The organism is Nonomuraea bangladeshensis, assembly GCF_039529455.1.
Lineage (GTDB): Bacteria > Actinomycetota > Actinomycetes > Streptosporangiales > Streptosporangiaceae > Nonomuraea > Nonomuraea bangladeshensis.
This window is the reverse complement of the sequence record NZ_BAAAMV010000005.1, coordinates 64,558-80,357: the sequence shown is the minus strand read 5'-3', so window position 1 is coordinate 80,357 and position 15,800 is coordinate 64,558. Positions and strand designations below refer to the sequence as shown.

At 72.2% G+C, this 15,800-nt stretch carries 16 protein-coding genes; 10 read left to right on the top strand and 6 right to left on the bottom strand.

Annotated elements, in window-relative coordinates:
* Window positions 1-69: 69 nt before the first annotated feature.
* Both ABD292_RS16130 and ABD292_RS16125 read left to right on the top strand, forming a co-directional pair.
* On the top strand, window positions 70-1,107 hold the full coding sequence (locus tag ABD292_RS16130) for a UDP-N-acetylmuramate dehydrogenase (RefSeq protein ID WP_344208057.1): 1,038 nt from the start codon (window positions 70-72) through the stop codon (window positions 1,105-1,107).
* 243 nt (window positions 1,108-1,350) lie between these two features.
* Window positions 1,351-1,917, top strand: a complete 567-nt coding sequence (locus ABD292_RS16125; protein WP_344208056.1) for a TMEM165/GDT1 family protein — start codon at window positions 1,351-1,353, stop codon at window positions 1,915-1,917.
* A gap of 134 nt (window positions 1,918-2,051) precedes the next feature.
* Here ABD292_RS16125 and ABD292_RS16120 read toward each other — a convergent pair whose 3' ends face one another.
* Window positions 2,052-2,834 (bottom strand): SDR family NAD(P)-dependent oxidoreductase, encoded by a 783-nt coding sequence (locus tag ABD292_RS16120; protein ID WP_344208055.1) that lies wholly within the window; start codon window positions 2,832-2,834, stop codon window positions 2,052-2,054.
* 86 nt (window positions 2,835-2,920) lie between these two features.
* Here ABD292_RS16120 and ABD292_RS16115 point away from each other — a divergent pair, with 86 nt between their 5' ends.
* The gene (locus tag ABD292_RS16115; protein ID WP_344208054.1) at window positions 2,921-3,778 is read left to right on the top strand and encodes a helix-turn-helix transcriptional regulator; all 858 of its coding nucleotides are present in this window, start codon (window positions 2,921-2,923) and stop codon (window positions 3,776-3,778) included.
* 174 nt (window positions 3,779-3,952) lie between these two features.
* Here ABD292_RS16115 and ABD292_RS16110 read toward each other — a convergent pair whose 3' ends face one another.
* The gene (locus ABD292_RS16110; RefSeq protein ID WP_344208053.1) at window positions 3,953-4,816 is read right to left on the bottom strand and encodes a sigma-70 family RNA polymerase sigma factor; all 864 of its coding nucleotides are present in this window, start codon (window positions 4,814-4,816) and stop codon (window positions 3,953-3,955) included.
* Window positions 4,817-4,910: 94 nt separating this feature from the next.
* On the opposite strand from ABD292_RS16110, the gene ABD292_RS16105 reads away from it, so the two are divergent.
* Complete coding sequence (locus tag ABD292_RS16105) at window positions 4,911-5,324, top strand: VOC family protein (RefSeq protein WP_344208052.1); 414 nt, start codon at window positions 4,911-4,913, stop codon at window positions 5,322-5,324.
* 79 nt (window positions 5,325-5,403) lie between these two features.
* Here the strand turns inward: ABD292_RS16105 and ABD292_RS16100 are convergent, their stop codons facing one another.
* On the bottom strand, window positions 5,404-6,378 hold the full coding sequence (locus tag ABD292_RS16100) for a quinone oxidoreductase family protein (RefSeq protein ID WP_344208051.1): 975 nt from the start codon (window positions 6,376-6,378) through the stop codon (window positions 5,404-5,406).
* Window positions 6,379-6,474: 96 nt separating this feature from the next.
* Here ABD292_RS16100 and ABD292_RS16095 point away from each other — a divergent pair, with 96 nt between their 5' ends.
* Entirely contained in the window at window positions 6,475-7,119 is a 645-nt protein-coding gene (locus ABD292_RS16095; protein ID WP_344208050.1) for a TetR/AcrR family transcriptional regulator, read from the top strand.
* Between the two features lie 164 nt (window positions 7,120-7,283).
* Window positions 7,284-7,661 (top strand): arsenate reductase family protein, encoded by a 378-nt coding sequence (locus ABD292_RS16090; RefSeq protein WP_344208049.1) that lies wholly within the window; start codon window positions 7,284-7,286, stop codon window positions 7,659-7,661.
* On the opposite strand, the gene ABD292_RS16085 is transcribed toward ABD292_RS16090, so the two are convergent.
* Both ABD292_RS16085 and ABD292_RS16080 read right to left on the bottom strand, forming a co-directional pair.
* On the bottom strand, window positions 7,650-10,508 hold the full coding sequence (locus ABD292_RS16085) for an ATP-binding protein (RefSeq protein WP_344208048.1): 2,859 nt from the start codon (window positions 10,506-10,508) through the stop codon (window positions 7,650-7,652). The two genes, ABD292_RS16090 and ABD292_RS16085, sit on opposite strands and share 12 nt — an antisense overlap.
* 121 nt (window positions 10,509-10,629) lie before the next feature.
* Window positions 10,630-10,776 carry a hypothetical protein gene (locus ABD292_RS16080; protein ID WP_344208047.1) on the bottom strand — a complete coding sequence of 49 codons (147 nt, stop codon included), beginning with the start codon at window positions 10,774-10,776 and terminating at the stop codon, window positions 10,630-10,632.
* Window positions 10,777-10,971: 195 nt separating this feature from the next.
* Here ABD292_RS16080 and deoC point away from each other — a divergent pair, with 195 nt between their 5' ends.
* Genes deoC through ABD292_RS16060 form a run of 4 tightly spaced genes read left to right on the top strand, consistent with a single transcriptional unit; the run spans window position 10,972 to window position 14,353 of the window.
* On the top strand, window positions 10,972-11,901 hold the full coding sequence (deoC, locus tag ABD292_RS16075; RefSeq protein ID WP_344208046.1) for a deoxyribose-phosphate aldolase: 930 nt from the start codon (window positions 10,972-10,974) through the stop codon (window positions 11,899-11,901).
* On the top strand, window positions 11,901-13,328 hold the full coding sequence (locus tag ABD292_RS16070) for an aldehyde dehydrogenase family protein (RefSeq protein WP_425565096.1): 1,428 nt from the start codon (window positions 11,901-11,903) through the stop codon (window positions 13,326-13,328). The genes deoC and ABD292_RS16070 overlap by 1 nt, the downstream gene beginning before the upstream one ends.
* Window positions 13,318-13,515, top strand: a complete 198-nt coding sequence (locus ABD292_RS16065) for a hypothetical protein (protein WP_344208044.1) — start codon at window positions 13,318-13,320, stop codon at window positions 13,513-13,515. Before ABD292_RS16070 ends, ABD292_RS16065 begins: the two co-directional genes overlap by 11 nt.
* The gene (locus ABD292_RS16060; protein ID WP_344208042.1) at window positions 13,508-14,353 is read left to right on the top strand and encodes an aldehyde dehydrogenase family protein; all 846 of its coding nucleotides are present in this window, start codon (window positions 13,508-13,510) and stop codon (window positions 14,351-14,353) included. The genes ABD292_RS16065 and ABD292_RS16060 overlap by 8 nt, the downstream gene beginning before the upstream one ends.
* A gap of 7 nt (window positions 14,354-14,360) precedes the next feature.
* Here the strand turns inward: ABD292_RS16060 and ABD292_RS16055 are convergent, their stop codons facing one another.
* Complete coding sequence (locus ABD292_RS16055; RefSeq protein ID WP_344208041.1) at window positions 14,361-15,800, bottom strand: amidase; 1,440 nt, start codon at window positions 15,798-15,800, stop codon at window positions 14,361-14,363.

Below are 15,800 nucleotides of genomic sequence, written 5' to 3'. Positions count from 1 at the left end.
CGGGTGATCAGGCGGGCGTTCAGGTCGGGGCGTGCCGGGCACGGCGGGGGCCTCCTAAGCTAGTGGCCCATGGAGATGCTCGCGCCGTACACCACGCTGGGCCTGGGCGGCCCCGCCCGCGACTTCGCCGAAGCGACCACGGCGGAGCAGCTCGTGTCCCTGATCGCCGAGGCCGACGCGGCCGCCGTGCCCACGCTCGTGCTCGGCGGCGGCAGCAACGTCGTGGTCGCCGACGAGGGCTTCGACGGGCTCGTGGTGAAGGTGGCCACCGAGGGCCTGTCCTTCTCGCGCGACGGCGAGCAGCTCGTCGTCACCGCCGAGGCGGGCGAGGACTGGGACACGCTGGTGCGGCGGGCCGTCGCGGAGGGCTGGTCGGGCATCGAGTGCATGTCCGGCATCCCCGGCCTGGTCGGGTCCACGCCCATCCAGAACGTCGGCGCCTACGGGCAGGAGGTCGCCCACACCGTGCGGTGCGTACGCGCCTACGACCGGCGCACCCGCCACGTCGTCGACATCGAGGCCAGGCAGTGCGGCTTCGCCTACCGCGACAGCATGTTCAAGCGCGATCCCTCCCGTTACGTCGTGCTGGCGGTGACGTACACGCTGGAGCTCTCCGACCGCTCCGGCCCCGTGCGCTACGAGGAGCTGGCCAGGCGGCTGGACGTCGAGCCCGGCGGCCGGGTGCCGCTGGAGCGGGCCAGGGAGGCGGTGCTCGCGCTGCGGCGCGGCAAGGGCATGGTCCTCGACCCTGACGATCCCGACACCCGCAGCGCCGGCTCGTTCTTCACCAACCCCGTCCTCACCCCGGAGCAGGCCGCCGAGCTGGCCGTCCGCGCGCCCGGCCACCCCGGCTGGGAGATGCCAGGCGGCGCGCGGAAGGTGCCCGCCGCCTGGCTCATCGAGCAGGCCGGCTTCCCGAAGGGCTACGCGCGCGGGCCCGTACGCATCTCCACCAAGCACACCCTCGCCCTGACCAACCCGTCCGGCGCCGCCACGGCCGCCGACCTGCTGGCGCTGGCCCGTGAGGTGCGCGACGGCGTACGCGAGAAGTTCGGCGTCACCCTGGTCAACGAGCCGGTCCTGGTCGGCTGCGCCCTGGGGGAATAGCCACCTTGGCACGGCTGTTAAGGTGTGTTGGTAATACCGAAGGGGAGTAGTCCCAATCGCGTGGTCGACACACTGGCGCCGTTCGCGGCGCCCGGTCACGCGGGCCTTTCTTCGTGAGGCGGACGAGACCTTCGGCCTGGCAGTCAGTTCAGCTATCGAACAAGACGCTGCCGGGCCGAAGCCGTCGTGCCCGAAATCCCCTGGCTCAGTGCTTCCGGTCCGGTTCGCGCGGGAAGAGAAGCGTTGGAAGCCTTCTGGATCAGCCTCGTCGCCATCTTCGTGGCCGAGCTCGGTGACAAGAGCCAGCTCATGGCGATGACGTTCGCCACCCGTTTCAAGACCTCCACCGTCCTCCTGGGCATCACCATCGCGACGACCGTCGTCCACCTGCTGAGCGTCGCCGTGGGCGGCCTGCTCGGCAGCGCGCTCCCGACGACGGCCATCTCCATCGTGGCCGGTGTGGCGTTCCTCGGCTTCGCCGTGTGGACGCTGCGCGGCGACGAGCTGAGCGAGGAGGAGTCCAAGAAGGCCCAGCGCACCACCAGGAACGCGCTGATCGCGGTGACCGTGGCGTTCTTCCTGAGCGAGCTGGGCGACAAGACCATGCTGGCCACGATCACCCTGGCCACGCAGCACGGCTGGGTCGGCACCTGGATCGGCTCGACGGTGGGCATGGTCGCCGCCGACGCCCTCGCCATCCTGGTGGGCCGTATGCTCGGCCGCCACCTCCCCGAGAAGGCCATCCGCTACGGCGCCGCGGCCGCCTTCGCCATCTTCGGCATCGTCCTCCTGGTCGAGGCCCTGGTGTGAGCGTGAGGTCGTGCGGTGGTGCGCGACGCTCCAGGCTCCGTGAGCCAGACCGGCAAGGCGTCGACCTTGGACGACGCGCTGATCGTGACGTCCTTGGTGACGCGCCCGATCATGGCTGGTATGGTCCGCCGTTCTCAGGCGCCGGCGCCGCCGTCCACCGGGACGATCGCGCCGGTCACCATCGACGCCCGGTCGCTGAGCAACCACGCCGCCACCTCGGCGACCTCGTGAGGTTCGGCCATCCGGCCGAGCGGGATGGACGGCGTCAGCCGCTCGATGACGCCGGGGCTCGCCGCCTCCCACGCGTCGATCATGTCTGTGGCGGTGCCGCCGGGGGTGATGCCGTTCACCCGGATGCCGTCGCGGGCCCAGGTCACCGCGGCGGTCTCGGTGATGCTGTTGAGCGCACGCTTCATGGCTCCGTAGGCGGGGAGGGCGGGGTTCGCGCGGCGGCTGCCGATGCTGGAGGTGTTGACGATCGCTCCGCCGCCGTTGCGCCTCATGATGGCGGCCTGCGCGTTCATGGCGGTCCAGTGCGCCCGGAAGTTCACCGCGAACTGCGTCTCGACGTCCTCGTCGCTGGTGGTGTCGAGCGGGCCGGGCCGCTGGATGGTCGCGCCGTTGTTGAACGCGCCGTCGAGTCGTCCGTGCAGGTCGGTGGCGTGGTCGAGGGCCGCGCGGATGCTCGCGCGGTCGGCGAGGTCCAGGGGGACGGCGTCGGCGACGCCGCCGCCGTCGCGGATCTCGGTGACGATCCGCTCCATGGCGTCGGCGCCGCGGGAGGCGAGCACGACGGCGGCGCCCTCGCGGGCGAACAGCCGGGCCGCAGCCGCTCCGATGCCGCGGCTTGCGCCGGTGATGAACACGACCTTGCCGGTGAGCAGGCCGATGGGTGCGCGGTCGATGTCGTATGTCATGACGCCAGTGTCGAGCCGGCCACCAGGCCGGATGCAGGCACAGACGGTACCAGGATCCGCCGCCGCGACTGATGCAGACTGGGGACATGGACAAACAGGCACTCGGGACGTTCCTCCGCAGCCGTCGCGAGCGGCTCCGTCCTCAGGACGTCGAACTGCCCTCGGGCCCGCGCCGCCGGACACCCGGCCTGCGCCGCGAGGAGGTCGCGGTCCTGGCGCACATCTCCACGGAGTACTACGTCCGGCTCGAACAGGGCAGGGCGCCGCGGCCGTCGGGCGAGGTCCTGGCCGGGATCGCCGCCGCGCTGCGGCTCACCGACGCCGAGTCCGACCACCTGCACCTCCTGGCCGGCACCGCGCCCAACCGGACCGGGCTGCACCGGCGTGACGTCCGCCCGAGCATCCTCACCCTCCTCGAACGGCTTCCGCTGACGGCCGCCTTCGTGACGTCCGCCGCGTTCGAGGTGCTCGCCTGGAACGACCTCGCGGCCGCGCTCATGGAGGACTTCGGCGAACTCGCGCCACGGGACCGCAATCTCGCGCGCCGGGCCTTCCTCGGACCGGCGCGCGGAGACGCGCCGCTCTACGGCGTGTCCGACGCTTCGCAGTTCCGCCAGCACGTCGTCATGCAGCTTCGCTCCACCGTCGCCCGCTACCCGGCCGACCCCGTGGTGACCGGGCTCGTGGACGAGTTGCGCGAGGCCAGTCCCGACTTCGCGCGGCTGTGGGAACGGCACGACGTCCAGGCCGCGCCCACCCTCACCAAGACCTTCCGCCACCCGGTCATCGGGGAGGTCACGGTCGACTGCGACGCCCTCACGCTCACCGACCGCGACCAGCACCTCGTGGTCTACAGCGCGCCGCCGGGATCCCCGGCCGCCGAGGCCCTCGCCCTGCTGAACGTCCTCGGACCCGAGTACGCCAGGACGAGCGGACCCCGCTGACCCGCGGTCGGGCTGGTTTCTTGCCGTACTCGCACCCGCGCAGGACCCAGGCGGCCACGAGCACATCCGCCGCCTGGAGGAGGTGCACGCCGTCCTCGCACCACAGCCGCATGGGTGGAGCCGAGCAGCGAGACCACGATGCGTGCATCCGCCTGCTCTGCCGGGGAGGCCGGCTCATCGCCGTTCCTTGTGGTCGGCGTGGAGGAAGACGATGTCGAGGTCGCGGAGCCGGTCCGGGTCGGTGTCGATGGCGATGTGGGTGATCTTGCCGTTGCTGACGGTGAAGGTGAAGACGGCCTTCGACTGGCCGCGGTGCGACCAGACGGCCCCGGGAACGCCGTCGATCAAGGCGAGCCTGGCGGCCTGAGCTCGGCCCGCGAAGAACGACGCCACCGCGTGGGCGCCCCGGACCTCCAGGGCCACGGCGTCCGGATCGAGCAGGTCGAGCAGGGCGGCGAAGTCGCCGGTACGGGAGGCGGCGAGAAAGGCGGCGACGATGTCCCGCTTCGCCGACCGCGCGGCCTCGGACGCGTCCGCCGCGCCCTGCACCCGGCGCCGGGCGCGGCTGGCGAGTTGCCGGGCCGCGGCCGGGGAGCGGTCGATGATCTCGCCGATCTCGCCGAACGACACGGCGAAGACGTCGTGCAGGACGAACGCGAGCCGTTCGGCGGGCGTGAGCGTGTCCAGCACCACCATCAGCGCGACCCCGACCGAATCGGCGAGCAGCGCCTCGTCCTCGGGGCCGGCCCGGCCGCCCGCACGGGTGTCCGTGGGCGGCTCGGGCGGCAGCGCCCCGGCCGCGTCCTCACGCCGGGCCCGGCGTGACTCCAGCATGTTGAGGCAGACCCGGGCCGTGATCGTGGTCAGCCAGCCGGCCAGGTTCTCCACCTGGCCGGTGTCGGCGCGGGTGACCCGCAGCCACGTCTCCTGCACGGCGTCCTCGGCCTCGCCGGGTGATCCGAGCATCCGGTGGGCCACCGCGCGCAGGCGGTCCCGGTGCTCGGCGAACCGCTCGCTCAGCCAGTCCTGCTCCACCATGTGTCACATTCCTCCGTCTCGGCCTGTCATACGAAATGACCGGCGAATCCACGCTGATGTGACATCCACCTACGCTACGAACTGGGGATACACCATGAAAGCGCACGTGAGCTCGATCCTGCTCGGCGTCCAGGACATGGAGCGGGCCAAGCGGTTCTACAGGGACGGCCTCGGCTGGAAGATCAAGAACGACTACGGCATCTCGGTCTTCTTCGAGTCGGACGGTGCCTCGCCCGTCGGCTTCTACGCCCGGGAAGGCCTGGCCGAGCAGGTGGGCACGAGCCCGGAGGGCCACGGCTTCAGCGGACTGGTCCTCACCTACGTCGTCCGCAGCGAGGCCCGGGTCGACGAGATCATGGCAGAGGCCGAGAAGGCCGGCGCCACGGTGCTCAAGCCCGCCGGCGCTCTGCCGTGGGGCGGCTACGGCGGCACCTTCGCCGACCCGGACGGCTACATCTGGAGCCTCGGCTACAGCGCCCAGGGCAAGGACCAGCCGTACGCGGAGTAGCCCGCCGAGGACCCCTGTTTCGGACCATGCCGTCGCACCCCCGCACGGCCCCGGGCTTGGTACGCGTCGATGATCGCGCTCAGGGCACGAGGAGGACGCGGCCGAGTTGGGAGCGACTTTCCATGATCCGATGCGCTTCGGCCGCCTGGTCGAGCGGCAGCCGGGCGTGCAGCCTGGCGCGGAGTCTCCCCTCGACCGCGTGCTGCGTGACTTGGTCCATGTCCTCGCGTGCTTGCTTCGGTGCGGCGGCGCGCCAGGCGAGCAGTGAGAACCCCGCTACCGATCTCATCGCGAAAAGGCTGGTCAGCGGGATGTCGGTGGCCCCGCCGCCGGCTGCTCCGTAGACGACGGCCCGGCCGAACGGTGCCAGGAGGTCGAGGCTGCGCACCAGGATGCGGCCACCGACGGAGTCCAGGACGACGTCGATCCCTTCTGGTGCGGCCTTGCGCACCTGGTCGGGCCAGTCCTCCGCTGAGTAGTCGACGGCCGCGTCGGCGCCGAGCGTGCGGGTGAAGTCCAGCTTGGCGGGGGAGCCTGCTGTGGCGATCACGGTGCCGGCACCGGCGATCTTGGCGAGTTGTACGGCCAGGTGGCCGATGCCTCCCGCGGCGGCGTGAACGAGCACGGTCTCGCCGGGCGACAGCCGGGCGGCGCGCAACGTGCCCAGCGCCACGGGGGCGCCCATCGGCAGCATGCTCGCGGTGGCGTCGTCGATTCCCTCCGGTACGGGCGCGAGCCATTCGGCGTCGGCGAGGACCTGGTCGGCGAAGGCGTCCTCGGCCAGCGCGGCGACCCGCCGGCCGGTGAGGCCGGGGTCGACGCCGGGCCCCACCGCGTCGACCGTGCCGACCACGTCGCCGGTGAGCACGGCGGGCAGGTCGCGCCGGTAGATCCCGCCGGTCTCCGGCCCCTGGCGGAACTTCACGTCGACGAAGTTGGCGCCGATCGCCTCGGTGCGGATGCGCACCTGACCGGGGCCCGGGCGGGGGATCTCCGTCTCTTCCATGGTGAGCACCTCGGGGCCGCCATAGGCGTGATAACGGATTCGGCGCATGCCGTCCTCCCTCATCGGGGATAAAGTGGACCAGTGGTCAAGTTCGATGGGAGCGTACTTGACCGGCGGTCCAGTTGTCCACGGAAAGGGGAGCCGATGACCGAGGAGCGTCGCGAACGCGCTGACGCGGCACGCAACCGTCGCGCCATCCTGCGGGCGACCGAGGCCCTTCTGGCCCGACACCGGCCCGAGCAGATCTCCATGGAACAGGTCGCCGCCGCGGCCGGGGTCGGTAAGGGCACGGTGTTCCACCGTTTCGGCAGCCGGATGGGACTGATGGTCGCACTGATGCAGGAGCGGGCCTACGCGCTGGAGGAGGCCGTGGCGAGCGGACCTCCGCCGCTGGGGCCCGGCGCCCCGCCCGAGGAACGGCTGATGGCCTTCCTGGACGCGATCGTCGACGTCGTCGGTCGCAACAAGGGGCTCCTCGCGGCGCTCGGCCACGCCGCCACGGCGGCGCCCAGGCCGGAGTGGAAGGAGCAAGGCGAGCACCGGGGCGGTGACCACGTTCCGGACTCGCGGGACGACCATCCCGTCTACCGGTTCTGGCACGGCCACACCAGCGCACTGATCGCCGAGCGGCGCCCCGACCTGGACGGAGAGCTGCTGGCGCACATCCTGCTGGGCAGCCTTCAAAGCGAACCGGTCCTGCGGCTGCTGGAGTGCGGAGAGGCCCCGCGACTGGCCGCGTCGCTGCACGTCATGGCGGCAGGGATGCTCGCGGCCCCTGCCCCCTCCTGAGGCGGCGATCTACACGTCGGATGCTGAGCACATCGCCGGACTCTGGGAACTTCGCTCTGCTGATGCCGGCGGTGAGCCATCCGGCAACTTCACAGAGGGCCCGACCTCGACCTCGAGGTCTGGCTCTCTCCAGGCACGACCACATCGAAAGGGTGACAGGCGGTATGGAGATCTGGATCAATCCGGGGTGTTCGAAGTGTCGGGCGGCGTTGTCGGTGCTGGATGCCGAGGCGGCCGACTACACCGTACGGCGTTATCTCGACGATCCGCCGGGCGCGGACGAGATCAGGGACGTTCTCGGGCGGCTGGGGCTGGAGCCGTGGGACATCGCGAGGACCGGGGAGCCGGTGGCGGTGGAGCTCGGGATGGGGGAGTGGCCGAAGGACGCCGGGGCGCGGGAGCGGTGGGTCGAGGCGCTGGCCGCGCATCCGGTTCTCATCCAGCGGCCGATCATCACCGCCGATGACGGCACGGCGGTGGTGGGGCGGAGTGAGGAGGCCGTGCGGTCCGTGCTGCCCCAGGAACGCGGGTCAGGCGAGTAGCGAGAGGCGGTGGGCGGCGGCGGCTGCCTCGCCTCGGGTGGTGACGCCGAGTTTGCCCAGGATGTTCGACACGTGCACGCTGACCGTCTTGGCCGAGATGAACAGCTCGGCGGCGATGTCGCGGTTGGTGCGGCCCTGGGTGACCAGGCGTAGCACCTCCAGCTCGCGCGGCGTCAGCAGCTCGGACGGCTCCTGCGACTGCGGCGCGGCGCTCCCGCCGACCCGGCGGGACAGCGTCTCGACGTCCTCGATGAGCGGGGTGGCGCACAGGGAACGGGCCAGGGGCAGGGCGACCTTGAGCCGGGCCGCGGCGCCCTCGCGGTCGCCGGTGCGGGCGGCGTCCGCGGCGGCCCGCAGCAGCGCCTTGGCCTGGTTGTGGGGGCGGTTGAGCCGCTCCCAGCCGGCCGCCGCGGCGTCGAAGTCCCCGCTGTACGACAGCCGGTACGCCTCCACCACCGGCCCGATGACCGACAGCTGCGCGGCGACCTCGGCGGCCCGCGCGCGTACGGCGGCGGTGCGCTCGGGCTCGGCGGCCTCGGCGGCGTCGCAGACGTTGCGCAGCAGGGAGAGCAGCCGCCAGCCGAGCTTGCCCTTGCTGGAGCGCGTGGGAAGGGCGAGCACCTGCTCGGCCGCGGCCAGCGCCTGCGTCGGCTCGCCCCTGAGCAGGTGCCAGCCGATGCGCAGCCGCGCGTTGTTGGTGATGTCCTGGACGAAGTCCTCGGGGCGGTCCTTGAACACGCCGACCTCGGACAGGATGTTCTCGACCAGCTCCACCTCGCCGCGCCCGAGCGCGATGTCGGCGCGCACGCGCAGCAGCGCGTAGCGGGTGCGGAGGGCGGGCCCGTAGGCGAGGGCGGCCTCGACGATCTCGATGGCCTCGTCCCAGCGGCCGATGACCTCCAGGACCTCGGCCCAGTTGTTCATGATGAACAGGCCGCTGCCGCGCAGCCTGCCCCATTTCCTGGCGGTCTCCCAGCCCTGCTCGGACACGGCCAGGGCCTCCTCGTGGCGGCCCATCTCGATGAGGGAGTCGATGTTGTTGGCGATCGCCCGCAGGATGATGCGGTGGGACTGCTCCTCGCGGCCGATCTCCAGCGCCTGCTCGTTGAGCGCCAACACGGACTCGGTCTCGCCGTTGAGCGAGTGGCCGAGCGCGAGGTTCATCAGCAGGTCGCTCTCCAGGCAGCGGTCGCCGTGCCGCCTGGCCAGGCGCAGGCCCTCGTTGATCAGCTCGCTCGCCTCGGCGATCCGGCCGCGCAGCATGAGGTGGCGGCCGAGGTTGGTGACGACCTCGGCACGTTCGAGGCTGTCCTGCGGGACGAGCCGGAGGGCGTCCCGCAGGTCCTCGATGACGCCCATGTGGCCCTTGGAGCTCTTGAACACGGCCCGCCGGACGATGAGCTGCGCCACGCGGGCCGGCTCCGTGGCCTCGTCGAGCTGCTTCAGCGCGGCCTTGACGAACTTCATGCCCTTGTCGACGTCGCCGCCGGCGTGCGCGGCCTCGGAGGCGCGTTCGAGCACGGCGGTGTGGTCGGCGCCGATGCGCTCGGCGGCGTCGGGCACCCGGTCCCACAGCATGAGCACGCGTTCGAGCAGCGGCACGGCCTCGGTGTAGGCGAACGCCTTGAACGACTTGCGCGCCGCCTCCCACGCCGAGATCAGCGCCCAGAGGTCGTTGCGGGCGCCGTACCAGTGGTGGGCCAGCTCGACGGCGGCGCGGCCGGGCGGGACGAGCGCGCGGTCCTTGGAGATCTCCTCGGCGTAGCGGGAGTGCAGGCGCTGGTGCTCGCCGGGCAGCAGCTCGTCGTGCACGGCCTCCTGGATGAGGGAGTGGCGGAAGACGTAGGCCCGGTTGTCGGCGACCTGGAGCACGTTGCCGGCGATGGCGGGGCGGAGCGCGGTCTCCAGCTCGACGTCGGACAGGCCGCTCACGGCGGCCAGCAGCGCGTGGCCGACCCGGATGCCGCCGGCGGCGGCGATGCGCAGCACGCGCTGGGTCTCCTCGGGCAGCCGCTCGACCGAGTTGAGTATGAGGTCCTGCATGGACTCGGGGAAGCCGCAGTCCTCGCCGCTCTCCAGCATGGCCTCGACGAACAGCGGGATGCCCTCGCTGCGTTCGTAGACCTTCTCGACTTTGGCGTACTCGGGGACGCGGCCGAGGATGGCGGTCATCTGCTGGGCTACCTCGTCGCGCGACAGGCGGGGCAGGTCGAGCCGGTGCACGCCCTGCACCCGGCCGAGCTCGGCCAGCACGGGCCGGAGCGGGTGCTGGCGGTGCAGGTCGTCGCTGCGGTACGTCATGAGGATCAGCACCTGCGGGATGTGCAGGTTACGGGCGAGGAAGGCGATGAGGTCGCGGCTGGACCGGTCGGCCCAGTGGATGTCCTCGATGACGAGCACGGTGGGCCGGGCGTCGGCCAGCCGTTCCAGGAGGGTGAGGATCTGCTCGAACAGCCGGGCGCGGCCGGTGTCGGTCTCGCCGTCGCCGACCGGCTCGCCGAACTCGGGCAGCAGCCGGGCGAGGTCGCGTTCGGCGCCCTCGGGCAGCAGCGCGACGACGGCGGCGGGGCCCTGCTCGCGGACGAGCTGGCGCAGTGCGGCGGTGAAGGGCGCGTAGGCCAGACCCTCGGTGGACAGCTCGACGCAGCCGCCGAGCAGCACCTGTGCCCCGCCGGCCGCGCAGTGCTCGGCGAAGCGCTGGACCAGCCGGGTCTTGCCGACGCCTGCCTCGCCCCCCAGCAGGACGGCTGTCACCTTGCCTTTGAGTGCGTCCTCGAAGCTCTCCGAGAGGGCCGTCAGTTCCTCTTCCCGCCCGACGAAGACGGGACTGACGCTTCGTCCCCGCATGTCATCCAGCATGTCATGCCTTATCAGTGCTTTCGACGGATTTGTGAGCGATGAGGGAGGCGTCAGGGAGGCAGCGAGGCCCGGCCACGAGGGAGGTGGTGGCCGGGCTCTCGTGGGATGGTCATGACGTGCGGCGCTTGCCGAAGACCGAGCGGCGCTCGGCCTTGTTGACGCGCTCCGCCTCGCGTACGCGGCGGTGCTGGGCGGCGGCCCGGCGCAGCTCGTTCGCGTGGCTCTTCATGAGCTCGAACTCGATTTCGGGATTCATGCCCGTGTCTCCTGACATTTCGTGTCTTGCTGACATCTTCAAGAATCGGGCTAAGGTGCACCCCCGCACATCGGGTGGATGCCTTATCTCCAGGACCCGCCCCCGCCGGGCATACCTAGGGATCCCGCCGTTCTGCCCTAGGCGATCGGTTTGGAGGTCGCGGGACCGGTCGGCGATGCTGTGATGGTGTCAACTATGACGACTTCGCTCGCGGACGTCGCCGCGTCCGGCGCGACGCTGCGGGCCTTCCTGCACGGCCTGCCCGGCGTCGACCGGGTCGGCGCCGACCAGCGGGCGGCCACGCTCGGCACCCGTTCGATCAAGACCTCAGCCAAGGCCACCGCCATCGACCTCGCCATCTCCATGGTCGACCTCACCACCCTGGAAGGCGCCGACACGGCCGGCAAGGTGCGCGCGATGTGCACCAAGGCCGTGCGCCCCGGCGGCGGCGCGCCCAAGGTGGCGGCCGTCTGCGTCTACCCCGACCTGGTCGCCGTGGCCGTCGAGGCGCTGCGCGGCTCGGGGGTCAAGGTGGCCTCGGTCGCCACCGCCTTCCCGAGCGGGCGCACCTCGCTGGAGGTCAAGGTGACCGACACGGCCCTGGCCGTCGCCGCCGGCGCCGACGAGATCGACATGGTCATCGACCGCGGCGCGTTCCTGTCCGGCGACTACCTGAAGGTGTACGACGAGATCGTGGCGGTCAAGGCCGCCTGCGGGCAGGCCCACCTCAAGGTCATCCTGGAGACCGGCGAGCTGTCCACCTACGACAACGTGCGGCGCGCGTCCTGGCTGGCGATGCTGGCGGGCGCCGACTTCATCAAGACCTCGACGGGCAAGGTCTCCCCGGCCGCGACGCTGCCGGTGACGCTGGTCATGCTGGAGGCGGTGCGCGACTTCCGCGACGCCACGGGGCGGCAGGTGGGCGTCAAGCCGGCCGGCGGCATCCGTACGACGAAGGACGCGATCAAGCACCTGGTCCTGGTCAACGAGACGGCCGGCGACGACTGGCTGACCCCCGAGTGGTTCAGGCTCGGCGCGTCCTCGCTGCTCAACGACCTGCTCATGCAGCGGCAGAAGCTGACCACCGGACGGTACGCCGGCCCCGACTACTTCACGTTGGACTGATGATGGCGATCTTCGAGTACGCCCCCGCCCCCGAGTCCCGCGCCGTCGTCGACCTTCAGCCGGCCTACGGGCTGTTCATCAACGGCGAGTTCACCGACGGCTCCGGCCCCACGTTCAAGACCGTCAACCCGGCCACCGAGGAGCCGCTGGCCGAGATCGCCACGGCGACCTCCGACGACGTCGACCGGGCGGTGCAGGCCGCGCGCAAGGCGTTCGGCGTGTGGAGCGCCCTGCCCGGCGCCGAACGGGCCAAATACCTGTTCCGCATCGCGCGCATCATCCAGGAGCGCGCCCGCGAGCTGGCCGTGCTGGAGTCGCTCGACAACGGCAAGCCCATCCGCGAGTCGCGCGACGTGGACCTGCCGCTGGTCGCCGCCCACTTCTTCTACTACGCGGGGTGGGCCGACAAGCTGGAGTACGCCGGGTTCGGCACCAAGCCGCTCGGCGTCGCCGGGCAGGTCATCCCGTGGAACTTCCCGCTGCTCATGCTGGCCTGGAAGATCGCCCCGGCGCTGGCCTGCGGCAACACCGTGGTGCTGAAGCCCGCCGAGACCACGCCGCTCAGCGCGCTCTGGTTCGCCGACATCTGCCGGCAGGCCGACCTGCCGCCCGGTGTGGTCAACATCGTCACCGGCGCGGGCGAGACCGGCGCGGCCGTCGTCGCGCACCCCGACGTCAACAAGGTGGCCTTCACCGGCTCCACCGAGGTCGGCCGGTTGATCGCCCGCACGGTGGCGGGCACCGACAAGAAGCTGACGCTGGAGCTGGGCGGCAAGGCCGCGAACATCGTCTTCGAGGACGCCGCGCTCGACCAGGCCGTCGAGGGCATCGTCAACGGCATCTTCTTCAACCAGGGCCACGTCTGCTGCGCGGGCTCGCGCCTGCTGGTGCAGGAGTCGGTCCATGACGAGCTGCTGGCCGCGCTCAAGCGCCGCATGGCGACGCTGCGGGTCGGCGACCCGCTGGACAAGAACACCGACGTCGGCGCGATCAACTCGGCCGCGCAGCTAGACAAGATCCGCGAGCTGTCGGAGCTGGGCGAGGCCGAGGGGGCCGAGCGCTGGTCGGCGCCGTGCGAGCTGCCCGAGCGCGGCTTCTGGTTCGCGCCGACCGTCTTCACGGGCGTCGCGCAGTCGCACGCGATCGCCAGGGACGAGATCTTCGGCCCGGTGCTGTCCGTGCTGACCTTCCGCACCCCGGCCGAGGCCGTGGAGAAGGCCAACAACACCCCGTACGGGCTGTCGGCCGGCATCTGGACCGAGAAGGGCTCGCGCATCCTGTGGATGGCCGACCGGCTGCGTGCCGGCGTGGTGTGGGCCAACACCTTCAACAAGTTCGACCCGGCCTCGCCGTTCGGCGGCTACAAGGAGTCCGGCTACGGCCGTGAGGGCGGTCTGCTCGGGTTGGAGGCCTACCTTGACGTGTGAGCACCGCCGCGCGGGCCGCGCCAAGCGGCGCGCGCAGGCCACGCGCGGCCACGCCTTCGCCCGCGCCGGACGGCCCGTACGCACCGGCTGGTACGCCCACCGCTGCGGCGTGAGCCGGTGCGGCCAGGTCTTCGTGCCGGTCCAGATGTCGCAGGAGTCCACGTGGAGGGGGCGGGGCGATGAGTAGGTTGTCCGTCAGAAAGACCTACAAGCTCTACATCGGAGGGGCGTTCCCGCGCTCGGAGAGTGGGAGGTCCTACCCCGTGACCTCGGCCAAGGGCGACTTCCTCGCCAACGCCTCGCTGGCCTCGCGCAAGGACGCCCGCGACGCGGTGGTGGCCGCGCGCAAGGCGTTCCCCGGCTGGTCCGGCGCGACCGCCTACAACCGGGGGCAGATCCTCTACCGGGTCGCCGAGATGCTGGAGGGGCGGCGCGCCCAGTTCGCCGAGGAGCACGGCGGCGGCAAGCGCACGGCCCTGGAGTCCGTGGACGCGGCCGTGGACCGGCTGGTCTGGTACGCGGGCTGGTCCGACAAGATCGCCTCGGTGCACGGGGCGGCCAACGCGGTCGCCGGCCCCTACTTCAACCTGTCGTCGCCCGAGCCGACCGGCGTGGTCGCGGTGGTCGCGCCCGCCGATCCGCTGCTCGGGCTGGTGTCCGTGGTCGCGCCGGTGATCGTGACCGGCAACACCTGCGTGGTGGTGGCCTCCGAGCCGTCGCCGCTGGCCGCGATCACCCTGGCGGAGGTGCTGGCCACCTCCGACCTGCCGGGCGGCGTGGTCAACCTGCTCACCGGGCGGCAGGAGGAGCTGGCGCCCTGGCTGGCGGCCCACATGGACGTCAACGGGCTCGACCTCACCGGGGTGACGGACGCCGACCTGGCGCTGCGCTGCGAGCAGGAGGCGGCGGAGAACCTCAAGCGGGTCCTGCGGCCGGTCCAGGAGGACTGGACGGCCGATCCCGGGATCGGGCGCATGACCCGGTTCCTGGAGACCAAGACGGTCTGGCACCCCAAGGGCGTCTGACCGGCTTTCAGGCGTAACCGGGCGGGCGCACCAGAGGGTGGGCGGCCTGGAGCTGGGCGGCGAGGCCGAGCAGGTGCGGCTCGCCGCCCGGCGGGGCGACGAGCTGCACGCCGATCGGCAGCCCGCCGCTGTGCGTGGCGACCGGCACGGTGAGCGCGGGCCAGCCGCACATGTTCCACGGCCCTGCGCCGGGGGCGAAGCGCACGTTCAGCAGCAGGTTGCGCAGCAGCCCGCGCTCGCCCCACCGCTCGGCCCGCGGCGGCAGGGTCGCCAGCACCGGCATGACCAGCGCGTCGGCGTCGTCGAACCACTGGTCGGCCCCGTAGGCGCGCCAGCGCTCGCGGCCCCGCTCACCGTCCGCACGCATGGCGGCGAGCGCCCGGCCGGCGCGGGCCAGTGATCTGGTGCGCCGCTCCAGCCCGTCCCGGTCCAGGCCCTCGGCCGTCAGCGCGGCCTGGCGCAGCCAGGTGGCCACCGTAGCGGGGCCGAGCCAGGCGGGCAGCCTGCGGGCGTGCTCGACCACCGTGTGCCCGGCCACGCGCAGCGTCTCGGCCGCCGCGCGCACCGCCGCCTGGAACTCCTTGTCCACCGGCAGGCCGACCGGCAGCGGCTGCGGGGCGTAGGCCACCCGCAGGTCGAACGGCTCAGGCCCGGAGGGCGGCGGCTGCGGCTGCCACACCTCGGCGTCGTCGGCCCACACCGAGCGCAGCATGGGCGGGCTCGGGTCCGTACGCCGCCCGGTCCGCCACGCCTCGGCCAGCGACGGGTCGGCGGCCAGCACCGACAGCGCGAGCGCCAGGTCGGCGGCGGTGGTGGCGATCGGACCGTTCTCGGTCAGTCCGCCCCAGTCCTGCGCCGGCGGGGGCACCAGGCCGGGGCCGGGCTTGACGGCCAGCACGCCGCAGGCCGCGCCGGGGATGCGCAGGGAGCCGAGGCCGTCGTTGCCGAGCGCGAGCGGCACCATGCCGGCCGCCACGGCGGCCGCGCCGCCGGAGGACGAGCCGCCCGCGGTGCGCTCGTGGTTCCACGGGTTCCGTACGATGCCGTACGCGCTGTCGCCCACCGCCACCAGCCCCAGCTCCGGCAGGTTCGTCAGCCCGATGACGAGCGCGCCCGCCGCGCGCAGGCGGGCGACCGTCTCGTGGTCCTCGGCCGCGGGCGTGTCCGGGCTCGCCGCCGAGCCGTGCCGGGTGGGCTCGCCGGCGACCTCCAGGTTGTCCTTGACGGCCACCGGAACCCCGGCGAGCGGCAGCTCGGCCAGGTCGCGCCGTTTCTGCAGGGCCTGCGCCTCCTCGACGACCTGCTCGCGGACCAGCCGGAACGCCCCGATCCCGGGCTCACGCTCCGCGATGACGCGCAGATGTTCCTCGACGACGGTGACGGCGGTGACCTCTCCCTGCCGGACGGCCGTCGCGATCTCGATGGCGGACCTGCCTGCCCACAACAT

What these genes read in the sequence shown, in the direction of transcription:
- ABD292_RS16055 (WP_344208041.1), bottom strand. Translation starts at nt 15,800, where the DNA reads ATGTTGTGGGCAGGCAGGTCCGCCATCGAGATCGCGACGGCCGTCCGG.
- ABD292_RS16100 (WP_344208051.1), bottom strand. Translation starts at nt 6,378, where the DNA reads ATGCGCCGAATCCGTTATCACGCCTATGGCGGCCCCGAGGTGCTCACC.
- ABD292_RS16115 (WP_344208054.1), top strand. Translation starts at nt 2,921, where the DNA reads ATGGACAAACAGGCACTCGGGACGTTCCTCCGCAGCCGTCGCGAGCGG.
- ABD292_RS16110 (WP_344208053.1), bottom strand. Translation starts at nt 4,816, where the DNA reads ATGGTGGAGCAGGACTGGCTGAGCGAGCGGTTCGCCGAGCACCGGGAC.
- ABD292_RS16060 (WP_344208042.1), top strand. Translation starts at nt 13,508, where the DNA reads ATGAGTAGGTTGTCCGTCAGAAAGACCTACAAGCTCTACATCGGAGGG.
- ABD292_RS16095 (WP_344208050.1), top strand. Translation starts at nt 6,475, where the DNA reads ATGACCGAGGAGCGTCGCGAACGCGCTGACGCGGCACGCAACCGTCGC.
- ABD292_RS16120 (WP_344208055.1), bottom strand. Translation starts at nt 2,834, where the DNA reads ATGACATACGACATCGACCGCGCACCCATCGGCCTGCTCACCGGCAAG.
- ABD292_RS16070 (WP_425565096.1), top strand. Translation starts at nt 11,901, where the DNA reads ATGATGGCGATCTTCGAGTACGCCCCCGCCCCCGAGTCCCGCGCCGTC.
- ABD292_RS16085 (WP_344208048.1), bottom strand. Translation starts at nt 10,508, where the DNA reads ATGCGGGGACGAAGCGTCAGTCCCGTCTTCGTCGGGCGGGAAGAGGAA.
- ABD292_RS16090 (WP_344208049.1), top strand. Translation starts at nt 7,284, where the DNA reads ATGGAGATCTGGATCAATCCGGGGTGTTCGAAGTGTCGGGCGGCGTTG.
- ABD292_RS16105 (WP_344208052.1), top strand. Translation starts at nt 4,911, where the DNA reads ATGAAAGCGCACGTGAGCTCGATCCTGCTCGGCGTCCAGGACATGGAG.
- deoC (WP_344208046.1), top strand. Translation starts at nt 10,972, where the DNA reads ATGACGACTTCGCTCGCGGACGTCGCCGCGTCCGGCGCGACGCTGCGG.
- ABD292_RS16080 (WP_344208047.1), bottom strand. Translation starts at nt 10,776, where the DNA reads ATGAATCCCGAAATCGAGTTCGAGCTCATGAAGAGCCACGCGAACGAG.
- ABD292_RS16130 (WP_344208057.1), top strand. Translation starts at nt 70, where the DNA reads ATGGAGATGCTCGCGCCGTACACCACGCTGGGCCTGGGCGGCCCCGCC.